The following is a 13662-nucleotide window of genomic DNA, read 5'->3' on the forward strand; positions in this document are numbered from 1 at the left end:
AAAATTAGGTGCAACTGTACGAAAGGAGTATTTATTTATGACAGAATGGGAAAAGTATCAGCAAATTCGCCGGGAGGCCGTGTTTACGGGACTGGCATTGCTGGTACTTATTTTATTTTGGTGCTGGGCCGGGTTTGGTCTGGCCAGCGTAGAGACGGAGATTTTTGGTTTGCCGCTATGGGCAGTCACGTCAAGTATCGGTGTTTGGCTGTTTGCCATCGTGCTGGTGAAAATTTTGCTGAAATTCGTATTCCGGGATATGCCCTTGGAAGATAGTCAGGTGGAAAAGGGGGCTGATATCCATGAATAATGGTGGTAATATGGCCGCGCTTTTACCTCTGCTGGTCTTTATGGCGGTGATGGTCGGCATTGGCTTTTATGTACGGCAGGTGCAGGCCCGGGGCTTTGCGAAAAACTTTGTTCAGCAGTATTTTATCGGCAATCATGATTTAGGCGGCTTTGTACTGGCCATGACTACGGTCGCTACATACAGCTCCGTGAGTTCTTTTGTCGGCGGCCCGGGCATGGCCTGGCAGATTGGCTTTGGCTGGATTTACATGGCGGTTGTACAGGTGACAGCTATCTTCCTGGTGCTGGGTATCTTCGGTAAACGGGTGGCCCTGTTGTCGCGGAAGTTTGACGCGGTGACGGTAGTGGATATCATTCGGGAGCGCTTTCAGTCAGATGGACTGGCCAGCCTCGCGGCGTTCATCATCGTGTTGTTTTTCTGTGCAACGATGACGGCGCAGTTTGTGGGCGGTGCTAAGCTGTTTGCGGCGGTGACGGGGTACAGCTATGAAATGGGCTTGCTGCTCTTTGGTCTGGCCGTGGTTGTCTATACGACTGTCGGCGGATTCCGGGCGGTGGCGATTACGGATACCTGTTGTGCGCTGATGATGATGGTGGGGATTGTCCTGCTGCTGTACTATGTACTTGCGGCCGGGGGCGGTTATACGAATTTGATGGCTAATCTCCACAGCAGCCACCCGGAAATGTTTGAGCCGTTTTCCGGCGGTCACATGCCAGCCGGGCTGTACCTGACACAGTGGATTTTGGTCGGTATCTGTACTATTGCCCTGCCGCAGTCAGTTGTGCGTGGCATCAGCTACAAGGATACGGCCAGCCTGCACCGGGCTATGCTTATCGGTACGGTGGTCGTAGGTTTTATGAATATCGGCATCAATTTCACGGGGATTCTGTCCCATGGCGTGCTTACCGGTGACCTGGCCGCTTATGGCGGCGTGGATAATATCATTCCCAAAACCATCGTGACGGTTATGCCGCCGGCTCTGGTGGGGCTGGCTATTATCGGCCCCTTGGCGGCGTCCATTTCCACGATTTCCGGCCTGCTGATTGTAGCGTCCTCAGCGATTATCAAGGACGTATACCTGCACCACGCGCATAAGCAGGGCAAAGAGCCGGGGACAAAGCAGCTGCGCCTCTTGTCCATGGCAGCTACGGCGGTTATCGGCGTGGTGGTCTTTGTAATTGCGCTGACACCGCCCAGTCTTATCTGGATTATCAATATGTTCGCCTTCGGTGGTCTGGAAACAGCGTTTTTCTGGATGCTGCTCCTGGGCCTCTTCTGGCGGCGCGCCAATAAGCTCGGAGCTTTGCTGTCCATGGGCGGCGGCACGGTGGTGTACTGTCTGACACAGGGGCTGGGCTTTAAGGTCATGGGCCTGCACCAGATAACCATCGGCATTACGGCCTCCCTGCTGTTCTTCCTGTTGGGCACGTATTTAGGTAAGCCGCAGGACGAACGGGTGCTGGCCATGTTCTTTCCCCAGCGGGATAAATAGACAAATACAAAATGGCGTTATAAACAAACAGCCATGGAAGTTCAGGAAAAAACTTCCATGGCTGTTTTTATGTTTTCATTACAGCAATACCAGTTCAACGCCAAATACGACAATACAGCAGGCTGCCGCCACTTTGAACAGGCTGAATCCTTTCCAGGCCAGGCCAATGCCGATAAGCAGGGCCAAAAGTCCGGCGTACGGGCTGCGGGTGGCGTCCATAATGGCGGGGAAGGTCATCACGGCCAGTGTTACATAGGGGACGTAAAACAGGAAAGAGCGCAGGAATATGTTTTTGATGGGGCGGCGGATAAGGGTGACGGGGAGTATGCGAATCGCTATGGTTACGGCACTCATAACAAACAGGTAGATGTAAATGTCATGGTTCATGGGAATGTTCCTTTCCTTTTGTATATGTTATCTATTGTAGGGGGCTGGTAGGGGATTGTAAAGGAAAAATTACCGTGGGGCAGGAAAAGAAGAATTTTGCAAGAAATAGATAACATGGCTTTATTGAGGCCGTAGGTAAACAATCTGCCCTAGGAGGTAAAAATGGACTTCTTAAAACTTGCTAAAGACCGTTATTCCTGCAAGAAGTACAATCCGGACAAGAAAGTGCCGCAGGAATTGTTGGACAAAATTCTGCGGGCTGGCCAGTTGGCGCCTACTGCGAAGAACAGTCAGCCGCAGCATATCTACGTCATGCAGTCCGAGGACGCACTGCAGTTAGTAGACAGTCTGACGCCCTGCCGCTATGGTGCTCCGGTGGTACTGGCTGTGACCTATGACCAGCAGCAGGAGTTTAATTACCCCGGGGATAAATATTCGTCTGGTGCTGAAGATGCCAGTATCGTAGCCACGCACATGATGCTGGCTGCTGCAGCTGAAGGTGTAGACAGCTGCTGGCTGAATTTCTTTGACCCGGATAAGGCCGCAGAGGCGATGAAATTGCCGGAGAATGAAAAAGTAGTGCTGCTGTTGGATATCGGCTACGCCGCCGATGGGGTACGTCCTACGCCTACGCATGAAAAGACAAAGAGTATAGAGGAACTGGTAACATATTGCTGAGGAAAAGCCCTATTGGAGTGTAAGGCTCCGATGGGGCCTTTTTTTAATATCCCGTTCATGCGTGCACAGGGTTCACGGGGGAGTAATTTTTCTGCCTCCGCTAAACGACACACCTCGTAAAATACTGCTGTCCAGTTACCTGCGCCGGGCAGGCCAACGGCGCTCCTTTAAGCGTAGTTGCTTAGCTGAGCCCAACAGTGTGCCGGCCTTCGCTGCGCTCAGGCAGTCGCTCCCCGCATAAAAATCACTCCCCCGTTCGCCCCCACAAACGGCCTGTACAATTGCCACGAACTCGTTGCTCCCGTAACAAGAACATCGATGTGCCTGCCCCATATCACAGGGAAGAATACATTTAATGCGTACGTTACTTAGGGCGGAGGTGGTGATGCTTTTCGCAGTGGAACGACCGTCCGAACGCAGTGAGGACTGGCCCACAAACAACAGTCCCTGGACACTAAGATGAACAATCGCGCCGACTGCTTGCCGGCGCATGTAACTGGAAAAGTCTTTATTATGCTGGTGGGACATTCAGTGCAACAGCGAAAAGTATTACCACCTCCACCCGACTGAGCTGTAACAAATAAAATAAAGCAGGCACTAATCATCAAACTGCAATTTATATAGGTGATTTTGTTTTCTTGCACCGTAGTGGCAGGATTTCGTATTAGGGAGAGCGAATTATTCTAAGTGCGTTTATTCATAATTATGTAACTAAGGAAAGGTGTGTAAAAGATGAACAAAATACTGCCAATTAGATGGCTTACTGTAATGGTATTGGGATTATTTCTACTGTTGAGCGGCAAAAGCTGGGCGGCGGAGTTTGAGCCGGTTTCTTATACGGCTTATACGTCCCTGTTCTGGCTGCGTGAGGCCGGGGTGCCGGAGGCTGCGGAATATGCGAAGGCTACGGGCAAGACGCATCTTTTATTTACCGGGAAAATCAAGAATTTCTATACCCTGCAGCCTGTGAATATGCTGTATCATGAAATGCGCTATGCCGCTATCAATCAGTATGTGCAGCAGAAAGGCTATAAAAATGTTATGGATATTGCCTGCGGCTTTTCGAGCCGCGGACTGTATATGGCCAGACATGGGGTGAAGTATATCGGGGCAGAGTTCCCGGCTGTGGCAGTTACCGGCAACGGTTATCTGCAAAAATGCCTGAAACCTGCTGAGCTGAAACTGGCCGCCTATGAAGTTGCTGACGCGACGGACAAGCAGCAAATGCTCGCAGCTGCCGATAAAATGGAAGGGCCTATCTGTATTGCCATGGACGGTCTGATGATGTATCTTACCCATGAACAGCAGGCCAGTGTTTTGCAAAACATTAAGGCTGTACTGAAAAAGCATGGCGGCTGCTTTGTTACTTCTGATTTTTCTGCCCGTGATTTTGTCATGGATGCCTCGAAAGTTGTTTATGATGAAAAAAATGCTCGGGAAGTATACCGTGAATCGGCCAAAGTTTATGAGGAAATCGCTGAGGCAGACTTTGACCAGAAGTTCTTTGCCACTGATGCGGAAGTACAGAAGTTCATCACTGCTCAGGGACTTAAGGCACAGCAGATTCCCCTGTTCAGCGAACCTGTAAAACTCTATAGTGAAAAAGGGTTGAACAAAGTACAGCTGAAACGTCTGGACAATCTTAAGAAAGAGAAAATTTTATGGCTGATAACGCTCGAATAAGCGGTAGTCAGTTTGCCATGACGATGGAAAACTTCTCCCAGGCTATGGAATGGATTGCCGATAGTCTGGCCGGGGAGAAGGTTGAGCAGCATGAAATCTATATTATGCAGTTGCTGGTGGAGGAGTCATTTCTGCGCCTGGCCAAGCATAGCAACAATCAGGCGGATTTTTGTGTAAACCTTTCATGGCATAGTAAATTTAAGCGGTTAAGTTTGGTTATGTCTGCCAAGGGCGAGGCCTATAATCCCTTGCTGGTTTTACCCGAAGATACGGAAGATGAGCTTTCGGGGTATGCGATACTGTCTTCCCACCGTAAACGGCTGAAATACGCGCGCCGCCGGCGTGATGGTGTGAATAATGTCACCATTTTACTGCATGAACCTGGCAATCAGGAAGTGCGTAATATTTTGACGGGGCTTGTTTTGGGTGCCGCCATGGGCATTTTTCTACATTATGCAGCCGGAGCGCAGACTAAGATTTGGCTGGAAGATGGCGTGATAGAACCGATACAGTCTATGTTTATCAGCGCCTTGATGATGGCTATTGCCCCCATGATATTTTTTTCAGTTATTTCGGGAATTTCCAGTATGTCCTATTCCAGTAATATTGGGCGAATAGGCTGGCGTGTGGTTTTTTGGTCGTTAGGTAAACTGGCTTTTTATGTAATAATCGGCATACTGGCCGGATATCTAGTGGGCGGTATGACGGATATATTACCGGCACTGTTAGTAGGCGACCAGGCTGCTGTTGATAGCAGCCTCACGCTGCGCTCTTTAATTACCGGAATTGTGCCTGGTAATGTCATTTCACCTTTTGCCAACAACAACATCATGCAGACCTTGTTCCTGGCGTGTTTCTGCGGTTTTATTTTAAATAAAATGGAGGGGCCGTTGGAATGGGCGCGGGAAGGCGTCAATTTCATGAACAGATTCACGATGAATGTCGTACAGATGGTAACCATGCTGCTGCCTTTTTTGGTATTCATATCTATGGCCAGAATGGTCATGAAGATGGGGCTGGGGGTTCTGCTTACCTATGGCAAGCTGTTGTTGGTCATAGCTTTGGGCATGCCGTTATGTTTCATCGTTTCCAGTGTGCTTATCGGTGTGATTGCCAGGTTGTCGCCTGTGATTTTTCTGCAAAAGACGGTACGTTTCAGCGCTTTGCCCTTTTCCACCTGTAATTCCAGCGCCTGCCTGCCGGCAACGCTGCAGTTCTGTGAGGAAAAACTGGGGATAAGTGAGCGCCTGTCTAAATTTTCCGTGCCCGTGGGCATGCAGTTCAATATGGACGGGATAGCCTATTATGTTTCTGTAGTGTCCATGATGCTGGCGTGTACTTTTTCTGTTACCATCGATGCTGATTTTTTGTTTTCCTTGTTTTGTGTAGAATTCTTGATGGCCATGACGGGGGTAGGCCTTATCGTCATGCCGCCGGTACTTGAGAGCATGGGGATTCCCGGGACGGCGGTCATGCATTTTATCGGCCTGGAACCGCTTATGGATATGCCGGGGACAGCACAGAATGTTGTGGGAAATATCACGTCGGCCTTATTGGTGGCCAAGCAGGAAGGCCAGGTAGATGAGAAAGTGTATAATTCGCTATAGTAAAACGCCCGTGGGACTGGCTGTCAGATCCACGGGCGTTATTTATTCTTCTTTTATGGGGTGCAGTATGGCACCGATGGTGGCAATTACTACCGTCAGGATAATCGTGCGTGTGCCGCCGGACAGCTCGCTGATGAGGGGCAGGTTGGCACAGGCAAAGCTGGCGATAAAGCTCACGGCAACCAAAGCGCCGATAATGCGGTTATCCCGGGCAGGAGGGATAATAACCCAGATAAACATACCAAACAAAGCGACGCTTAGAGCGCTGACCGCAGCCTCCGGCAGGAGGTTGCCGGCCATTACCCCCAGAGCCGTGCCTACAGACCAGCCCGGCAGAGCCAGGCTCATGGCTCCATAATTGTAATAGGGATTTAATGGGCCTTTGCGGGCAATGGTGATACCGAAGATTTCATCGGTGATATCAAAGCCCACCAATACACGGTGGAGAATGTTGGTATCCGGGGAGAATTTTTGGCTGACCACGCAGCTCATCAGAAGATACCGGGCATTGGCCACAAGCGTCATAATTGCCAGTTCCAGATAGGGCGCGTCGGCGGCAATGATGGTGAAAGCCGCGTATTCGCCGGCTGATGCATTATTGAATAAACTGGCTAAGAAACCTTCAAACGGTGTCAGACCGGCATTGCGGGCGGCAATGCCCAACGTAAAAGATACCACGAAATAACCAAGGGCAATGGGCATACCATCGCGCATGCCGTCAATAAAAGCTTCCCGGCGGGGGGACGTGGTTGTTGTAAGGGTCATAAAGTACCTTCTTTCTTAATCAGTCTGCTGATTCTGCATAGCGTTTGGCCAATAATTTCTGGACATTATCCTGTTTGCGGCGTTCGATTTGGCGGTGGATAAAAATATTGGGAATGGCGACGCCGACAGCAATACCGATAATGATGGTTATGGCATCTATGCCGCTTTTGAAACTCGTGAAAAAACCTTCTGCAGTAATGAAATGGATATTAAGCAAGGCAAAGAGCAGCCGGTACAGCAGTACCCCGGGAATCATGGGAATGGCCGAGGGAATCGTCATGACGATATTCGGTGTATGAAACCAGTGAATGGCCTTTAAGGCGATGAGTCCCACAACGGCGGCACCCAGAAAGGAACCGGCTGTCTGGGTAAATCCAAATTCCAGTACGGTGATATTGCGGATAAGCACCGTGATAATGCCGCCTACCGCCACTACGGGCAAAATACGCGGCGGCACGTTAAAGATGATGGAAAAGCCGACAGCACTGATAGCGGCGGCTATTGCCTGGGAAAAATAAACCGTATCGGGAGTCAGCTGCACACTGGTAAAGTCCGTTACGCCGCAAAGGCGGATAGCGATGACAATACCAAAGGTCATGCTGCCGACAACCAATAGCGTGTGCATGGCTCTGGTCATGCCGGCTACGATGAAGTTGTTGAGCAAATCGTCAACCGCGTTTATCAGCGGTATGCCTGGCACGAGGAACAAGGTGCAGGCAATGAGCGGATACCAGTTTAGGCCGCCTGTTAAAAACTGGGTGCTCCAGGCCAAAAGGGTGGTCACAAACGAGGTGATGGCAATCGTGGCATAAGTATTGAAGGCGTAGGCTGTACAGAGCCGCCGCATATAAAAGCCCAACAGGGAACAGATGGCCGTGAGCAGAAAATCGAGCCAGCTGCCGCCAAAGAGTTTGCAAAAACCGCCGCAGGCTGCCCCGGCACCCAAAGCTGTCAGCCAGACAGGATAAGCCCGGGGCAGATTTCTGATATTATTCAGCTGCCGCCGAAAGGCCTCCAGACTGTAGTTTTGTTCCAGCGCCCGCCAGGTAAGTTTGCTGACAGCTGACAGGGTAGTCATGTTTATGCCGTGCTTTTGGTACTTGCAAAACTCCGTATAAGAATGCCGGCTGTCGCTGACGTTTAACATCAAAGTGGTATAAAGTACATGCTGGTGCATGTGTTCGCTGTCAATGCCCATAAAAGCCGCCGCGCGCCGCATATCCCGTACGGTTCTGTCGCTGTCGGCCCCGTTTTCCATCAGGAGCGCCCCGGTTTGCAGCAGCAGGTGCAATTTCTCCCCGATTTCCGCAAAGGGCTTGTTCAGTATCTCGTCCTTGTCCTCACTCAAAAATATCCCTATCCTTTCCCTAGTGTAAACATAATTGTAAATGTATGTAAACTATTGTAGGACAGAGGCAGATTTATGTAAAGTGTTTTAGCCGGGAAAAGTTAAAATGAGGTCTTAGGGACTGTTTATGGTAAAATAGAAGGAAATAACCTGTGGAAGTGAGGAATCAGAATGGTAAAGAATATTGTCAAAGACACAGAATTTTTACAGCGCCCTTCCGAGCCGGCAACACGCAAGGACAAGAAGGTGGCAGAAGACTTGCTGGACACACTGAAAGCCAACAGTGTTGCCTGTGTAGGTCTGGCGGCCAATATGATTGGCGTATCCAAATGCATTATTGCCGTACAGGTGGGCAAGTATAACGTGGCTATGTTCAACCCCAAAATTGTCAGGCACTCAGCAGAATCAGCGGAAGTGATGGAAGGCTGCCTGTCCCTGCTGGGGCAGCGTCCGGCCAAGCGTTATGAGTGGATTGAAGTAGAGTATCAGGATATAAAATTCAAACCGCAGAAACAACGGTTCACTGGCTTTACCGCCGAGATTATCCAGCATGAGATTGACCATTGCCAAGGGATATTGATTTAAAAAATAAATAGGAAAATCACCATGATGTGTGGAATACATACAACATGGTGATTTTTATTGAAAGGAAGTTTGGCTATGAAAAGAAATTTTTTGACAGCCTGCGGCAGCCGCTGCTTATGGCTTATAGCGTTGGTAATTATAGCTGTACCTGCCTGGGGGGAGGCCTCTATAGCCATTAGTGACAACCGGGCAACGGAGACTTACTGGACAAAAAACAACAGCGCGGGCGACAAGGTGCTGCTGTCTGCGCAGGAAATCACGGCGCTTAATCGCACTATGCGTACCAAGAGCGACAGTCTGGTGGACCTGGCCGCCTTTAATGTTAATGTGCCGGCGGCGTCCGTAAAAGAAATGATACTTAAAGCCCAGCAGGACTATCGTGGAGAAAGTACACCCGGTGAGGTTTATGATGCCAGTGGCAAGGCTATTAGCACAGCCAGCTACGCACAGGCACAGGCGAACTGTAATCTTAAGGCCCTGCAGGGAACTATCACAGGAAAATATGCGTTGACGACGGAACGGACGGATATGCGCCTGCTGCCGACACCGCAGAATTATTTTGATGATGCTTCTTTCCGTCATTATGACAACCTGCAGGGCACGGCGCTGGACCCGGCAGAACCGCTTATCATTCTGCATAAGAGTGCCGATGGGGCCTTTGCTTTTTGCCAGGCCCGTCATTACACGGGCTGGGTGAGTCTGGGCGCTTTAGCTGTTACGGACCGTGCGCACTGGCAGCGTTATGTGAATCCCAAGGATTTTCTCGTCGTGACTGCCAATAAAAAGGTGGTGGCCGTGGGTGGTGCCTGGACGGTACTTTTCCAGATGGGCAGCGTCATTCCGCTGGCGAACAGCAAATTGCAGGCGCATGATACCTGGCTGGCTTATGTACCGGTAGAGGTAAACGGTGTCCTGACTGAGGCGGAAGTAAAAATCACTGATGATGATAGCGTTCATAAGGGATTCCTGCCCTGCACACAAAACAACTTCATTCGTCAGAGCATGAAATTCCTAGGCGATGGCTATGGCTGGGGCGGCATGGAGGACAGCGTTGATTGTTCCTCGTTTGTGGGTGATGTTTACCGCAGCATGGGTATTGAAATCCCCCGTGACGCTGACCAGCAGGAGCTGGCTATGCCGCAGTCGCTGAATTTTGCCGGCCTGTCCACTGCCAAGCGCTGGCAGAAAATGCAGGAAGTACCGGCCGGCGCCCTGCTCTTTAAACCGGGACATGTTATGATGTATCTGGGCCGTGATGCCAAGGGAAATCCGCTGGTAATTCATTCTGCCAGCAGCTATTTCACTTTTAAGAATGGCAATAAACAGAAACATTACATCAGAAAAGTGCTGGTGTCTGACCTGCACTATCAGAACAGCAAGGGTGTAGAAACGATTGACGGCCTGACCAGTGCCGGTTTCTGCGTCAAATAAAATAAAATCCTGCATGGCGGTGGCTATGCAGGATTTTATTTTATTTTGTGGAATTTTACCTAGGATGACAGTTTAGTTAACATATATATGATAAAAGGAGGTTTTTATGAATACTAAACGCTTTTGGGGCAGGTTTATTCTGCCACTGCTGATGTTAGGCCTTTTGCTGGTGAATTTCACCGCACCGGCCAAGGCCGAATCCCGTAATGTGAATCCCCTGGATTCTTCGGGCTTTGTGGTGCTCTCGGACGTGGTGCCTGATGTCATTCAGGAAATTCGCTACTTCAGCACCTATAATTTTGTTGGTGAACGGATTACGGGCTATCATACGCCCTGTGCGCTTATGACCAAAGAGGCAGCCATGGCCTTGAAAGAGGTATCTGATGAGGTAAAAGCCAAGGGCTACCGCTTGAAGGTCTATGATGCTTACCGTCCGCAGATGGCAGTGGACCACTTTGTCAGATGGGCAGAAAACCTGAATGACAAGCGTATGAAACCATATTTCTATCCGCAGGTAGAAAAGAACCGCCTGTTTGTTGATGGCTATATTGACGCTAAATCCGGTCACAGCCGGGGCAGCACGATTGACCTGACGCTCTTTGACATGTCAACCGGCAAGGAACTGGACATGGGCGGCACCTTTGACTATTTTGGCGAGTTGTCCCATCCCGATTACAAGGGCAACCTGACGGAACAGCAGTTAAAGAACCGCAGCATTCTGCGTGAGGCTATGACGCGTCATGGCTTTAAGCCGCTGGCTACGGAATGGTGGCATTTCACCCTCCGCAATGAACCGTATCCCGATACGTATTTCAATTTCCCCGTGGAAAAACTGCCGCAGTCCAATCTGACGGTGCAGGCATCGCCGCAGTGGGTGCAGAATCTGCCGGCCGCCAAGACGGCCAAGCAGCTCTTTGTTGTTGGTGCCGTTGGCACGACTACGGCCTGGGTATCCCTGCATGAAAAGAACGCGCAGGGCCAGTGGCAGCAGATTATGAGCACGCCTGGCTTTATCGGCAAAAACGGTCTGGGTAAAGTGCAGGAAGGTGACAATAAAACGCCTGTCGGCACGTTCTATTTCACCAAGGCTTTCGGCATTGCCCCGGACCCGGGTTGTGCCATTCCCTACAAGCAGGTAGATGACAACATTTACTGGTCCGGCGATGGCCGCCCCGGTATGCACTACAATGAAATGGTGGATATTCGTCAGTATCCGTCCTTGAATAAAAAGGACAGCGAACATATTATCGACTACAATCCGCATTACATTTACTGCCTGAATATCAGCTACAATGAAAAAGGCACGCCCGGCAAAGGTTCGGCTATTTTCCTTCACTGCCTGGGGGATAAAAAGCCTTATACCGGCGGCTGTGTAGCAATTCCTGAGGCGAAAATGCGTTTTGTGCTTCAGCATGTAAAGGCTGATTGTGCCGTAGTTATTGATTCGTTGAACAATCTCGGCGGCAGCCTGTAAGCATAGCGGCCTTAAAAGCCACACAGAAATGGCGGTCCGCAGACTCTTGCGAGTTTGCGGACCGCCTTTGTGATATCGCGATTAAGCCAGATTTTCGCCGTTGGTGGCGATGACTTTTTTGTACCAGTAGAAGGATTTTTTCGGGGCACGTTTAAGGGTGCCATGTCCTTTATTGTCCTTGTCCACATAGATGAAACCATAGCGTTTTTCCATTTCGCCGGTACCGGCAGATACGAGGTCAATGGGGCCCCAGGGGCAGTAACCCCAAAGGTCAACGCCGTCCTCATCGATGGCTTTTTTCATCTGTTTGATATGGGCGCGGAAGTAAGCGATACGGGCATCATCCTGAATCTCGCCGGATTCGGGAACCTGTTCGTGGAGGCCGATACCGTTTTCTACAATCATCAGGGGCAGTTCGTAGCGTTCCTGCAGTACATTCAGCATATAGCGCAGGCCTTCCGGGTCGATGGGCCAGCCCCAGTCGGACTCCTTGATATAGGGGTTCTTGACACCTTCGGCAAAGCCGCCCTGCAGGTTTTCCTTGCGTTCGGCCACGGACGTGGTGGCATGGCTCATGTAGTAGCTGAATGCATAATAATCTACCTTGCCCTGCTGGAGAATGTCCAAATCTCCTTCTTCCATTTCCACCTTGTAACCCTTGTTCTCCCAGAGTTTCAGAATGTAGGACGGATAGTGGCCGCGGGCCTGCACATCGCCGAAGAAGAAACTTCTGTCCATTTCCTTGAGGGCGGCAATCTGGTCGCCGGGACGGCAGGTTTCCGGATATACCGGAGTCATGGCCAGCATGCAGCCAATCTTGAAATCCGGGTTGATTTTATGGCCTTCGATAACGGCTTTAGCCGAGGCGATGAATTCATGGTGTGCTACCTGGAACAGGGTAGCATACTTGTCCTCATCCTCACCGTAGAGGATACCGCTGTTGGTGAAAGCGGTAAAGGGGACGTTGACTTCACGCTGGTTGTTGATTTCATTGAAGGTCATCCAGAATTTGACCTTGTCCTTGTAGCGCTGGAAACAGGTCACGGCAAAGCGGACGAAGAAATCCACCAGCTTGCGGTTGCGCCAGCCGCCGTATTCCGTTACCAGATGATAGGGCATTTCGAAGTGGGAGAGAGTAACTACCGGTTCAATGCCGTATTTGAGCATTTCGTCAAAGAGGTCATCATAGAATTTCAGGCCTTCCTCATTGGGCTCCAATTCGTCCCCGTTGGGGAAAATTCGCGTCCAGGCGATACTGGTGCGGAAACATTTAAAGCCCATTTCCGACAGCATTGCCATATCCTCTTTATAGTGATGGTAAAAATCAATGGCCTCATGGTTGGGGTAGTTTTTACCCGGCAGTACGCCGTCCGTAATCTCGCGGGGGACACCGTGGCGGCCTGCGGTCATGACGTCAGCCACGCTTACGCCTTTGCCGCCTTCCTGCCAGCCGCCTTCTAACTGATGGGCAGCAACCGCGCCGCCCCATAAGAACCCTTTTGGAAAACCCATAATGAAAACCTCCGTGAAAAGATATAGATTACAATCGTGTTACTTTAGTTTTGCCTCCAACGTATCAATCCGCTTGTGCGTATCAATGAATTCCTGGGCAATAATCTTGAAGGCCTCCGCACTCATCAGCTGGTCCTCAGCGTGGAGAATGAGCAGGGATACGGAACTGCCCTCGCCTTCGTTGGCCTCCTTGGTCAGCAGACCGGCATGGGCCTCGTGACCTAAGGCAAAGCTTTCATCACCTTCGGTGATAAGTTTTTCGGCCTGTTCGTAATTACCAGTTTTGGCAGACTGAATGGCTTCAATATAGCAGCTGCGAGCAGTACCAACACTGGAAATGATATTAAAGGCAATAAGTTCTAATTCTTTCATAGCTATAATCCACCTTTC

At 50.3% G+C, this 13662-nt stretch carries 13 protein-coding genes; 8 read left to right on the top strand and 5 right to left on the bottom strand.

All coding sequences use genetic code 11. From position 1 onward, the window contains the following. Positions 1 to 37 precede the first annotated feature (37 nt). Entirely contained in the window at positions 38 to 310 is a 273-nt protein-coding gene (locus tag DL94_RS0112605) for a YhdT family protein (RefSeq protein WP_028130466.1), read from the top strand. After that, positions 303 to 1802: a sodium/pantothenate symporter gene (panF, locus tag DL94_RS0112610; RefSeq protein ID WP_028130467.1), complete on the top strand. Its 1500-nt coding sequence runs from the start codon at positions 303 to 305 to the stop codon at positions 1800 to 1802. The genes DL94_RS0112605 and panF overlap by 8 nt, the downstream gene beginning before the upstream one ends. A 78-nt stretch (positions 1803 to 1880) precedes the next feature. Here the strand turns inward: panF and DL94_RS15720 are convergent, their stop codons facing one another. Beyond that, positions 1881 to 2189, bottom strand: coding sequence for an AzlD domain-containing protein (locus tag DL94_RS15720; protein ID WP_072023125.1), 309 nt, complete (start codon positions 2187 to 2189; stop codon positions 1881 to 1883). 162 nt (positions 2190 to 2351) lie between these two features. Between DL94_RS15720 and DL94_RS0112620 the strand changes: the two genes are divergently transcribed. The 3 genes from DL94_RS0112620 (at position 2352) to DL94_RS0112635 (ending at position 6157) form a co-directional block, all read left to right on the top strand. Beyond that, the gene (locus DL94_RS0112620) at positions 2352 to 2867 is read left to right on the top strand and encodes a nitroreductase family protein (RefSeq protein ID WP_028130469.1); all 516 of its coding nucleotides are present in this window, start codon (positions 2352 to 2354) and stop codon (positions 2865 to 2867) included. 768 nt (positions 2868 to 3635) lie between these two features. Continuing rightward, a complete protein-coding gene (locus tag DL94_RS0112630) occupies positions 3636 to 4550 on the top strand; it encodes a hypothetical protein (protein ID WP_028130471.1) in 915 nt (304 codons plus the stop codon). Further along, a complete protein-coding gene (locus DL94_RS0112635) occupies positions 4529 to 6157 on the top strand; it encodes a dicarboxylate/amino acid:cation symporter (RefSeq protein WP_028130472.1) in 1629 nt (542 codons plus the stop codon). The genes DL94_RS0112630 and DL94_RS0112635 overlap by 22 nt, the downstream gene beginning before the upstream one ends. A gap of 42 nt (positions 6158 to 6199) precedes the next feature. On the opposite strand, the gene DL94_RS0112640 is transcribed toward DL94_RS0112635, so the two are convergent. Together DL94_RS0112640 and DL94_RS0112645 are read right to left on the bottom strand one after the other, a co-directional pair. Further along, positions 6200 to 6922, bottom strand: a complete 723-nt coding sequence (locus DL94_RS0112640; protein ID WP_028130473.1) for an AzlC family ABC transporter permease — start codon at positions 6920 to 6922, stop codon at positions 6200 to 6202. A gap of 19 nt (positions 6923 to 6941) precedes the next feature. Further along, the gene (locus DL94_RS0112645; RefSeq protein ID WP_028130474.1) at positions 6942 to 8270 is read right to left on the bottom strand and encodes a threonine/serine exporter family protein; all 1329 of its coding nucleotides are present in this window, start codon (positions 8268 to 8270) and stop codon (positions 6942 to 6944) included. A gap of 171 nt (positions 8271 to 8441) precedes the next feature. Here DL94_RS0112645 and DL94_RS0112650 point away from each other — a divergent pair, with 171 nt between their 5' ends. From DL94_RS0112650 to DL94_RS16490, 3 genes are all read left to right on the top strand, one after another. Then, positions 8442 to 8855 (top strand): peptide deformylase, encoded by a 414-nt coding sequence (locus DL94_RS0112650; protein WP_028130475.1) that lies wholly within the window; start codon positions 8442 to 8444, stop codon positions 8853 to 8855. A gap of 75 nt (positions 8856 to 8930) precedes the next feature. Further along, positions 8931 to 10286 (top strand): SH3 domain-containing protein, encoded by a 1356-nt coding sequence (locus DL94_RS14915; RefSeq protein WP_051586455.1) that lies wholly within the window; start codon positions 8931 to 8933, stop codon positions 10284 to 10286. A gap of 106 nt (positions 10287 to 10392) precedes the next feature. Beyond that, a complete protein-coding gene (locus tag DL94_RS16490) occupies positions 10393 to 11760 on the top strand; it encodes a M15 family metallopeptidase (protein ID WP_072023126.1) in 1368 nt (455 codons plus the stop codon). An 81-nt stretch (positions 11761 to 11841) separates the two neighbouring features. Here DL94_RS16490 and DL94_RS0112670 read toward each other — a convergent pair whose 3' ends face one another. Together DL94_RS0112670 and DL94_RS0112675 are read right to left on the bottom strand one after the other, a co-directional pair. Further along, positions 11842 to 13272, bottom strand: coding sequence for a 6-phospho-beta-glucosidase (locus DL94_RS0112670; protein WP_028130476.1), 1431 nt, complete (start codon positions 13270 to 13272; stop codon positions 11842 to 11844). A gap of 39 nt (positions 13273 to 13311) precedes the next feature. Beyond that, complete coding sequence (locus tag DL94_RS0112675; RefSeq protein ID WP_028130477.1) at positions 13312 to 13644, bottom strand: PTS sugar transporter subunit IIA; 333 nt, start codon at positions 13642 to 13644, stop codon at positions 13312 to 13314. Positions 13645 to 13662: the final 18 nt, after the last annotated feature.

The organism is Selenomonas sp. AE3005, from assembly GCF_000686945.1.
GTDB lineage: Bacteria > Bacillota > Negativicutes > Selenomonadales > Selenomonadaceae > Selenomonas_A.

What these genes read in the sequence shown, in the direction of transcription:
- panF (WP_028130467.1), top strand. Translation starts at nt 303, where the DNA reads ATGAATAATGGTGGTAATATGGCCGCGCTTTTACCTCTGCTGGTCTTT.
- DL94_RS0112630 (WP_028130471.1), top strand. Translation starts at nt 3,636, where the DNA reads ATGGTATTGGGATTATTTCTACTGTTGAGCGGCAAAAGCTGGGCGGCG.
- DL94_RS0112650 (WP_028130475.1), top strand. Translation starts at nt 8,442, where the DNA reads ATGGTAAAGAATATTGTCAAAGACACAGAATTTTTACAGCGCCCTTCC.
- DL94_RS0112605 (WP_028130466.1), top strand. Translation starts at nt 38, where the DNA reads ATGACAGAATGGGAAAAGTATCAGCAAATTCGCCGGGAGGCCGTGTTT.
- DL94_RS0112670 (WP_028130476.1), bottom strand. Translation starts at nt 13,272, where the DNA reads ATGGGTTTTCCAAAAGGGTTCTTATGGGGCGGCGCGGTTGCTGCCCAT.
- DL94_RS14915 (WP_051586455.1), top strand. Translation starts at nt 8,931, where the DNA reads ATGAAAAGAAATTTTTTGACAGCCTGCGGCAGCCGCTGCTTATGGCTT.
- DL94_RS15720 (WP_072023125.1), bottom strand. Translation starts at nt 2,189, where the DNA reads ATGAACCATGACATTTACATCTACCTGTTTGTTATGAGTGCCGTAACC.
- DL94_RS16490 (WP_072023126.1), top strand. Translation starts at nt 10,393, where the DNA reads ATGAATACTAAACGCTTTTGGGGCAGGTTTATTCTGCCACTGCTGATG.
- DL94_RS0112675 (WP_028130477.1), bottom strand. Translation starts at nt 13,644, where the DNA reads ATGAAAGAATTAGAACTTATTGCCTTTAATATCATTTCCAGTGTTGGT.
- DL94_RS0112635 (WP_028130472.1), top strand. Translation starts at nt 4,529, where the DNA reads ATGGCTGATAACGCTCGAATAAGCGGTAGTCAGTTTGCCATGACGATG.
- DL94_RS0112620 (WP_028130469.1), top strand. Translation starts at nt 2,352, where the DNA reads ATGGACTTCTTAAAACTTGCTAAAGACCGTTATTCCTGCAAGAAGTAC.
- DL94_RS0112640 (WP_028130473.1), bottom strand. Translation starts at nt 6,922, where the DNA reads ATGACCCTTACAACAACCACGTCCCCCCGCCGGGAAGCTTTTATTGAC.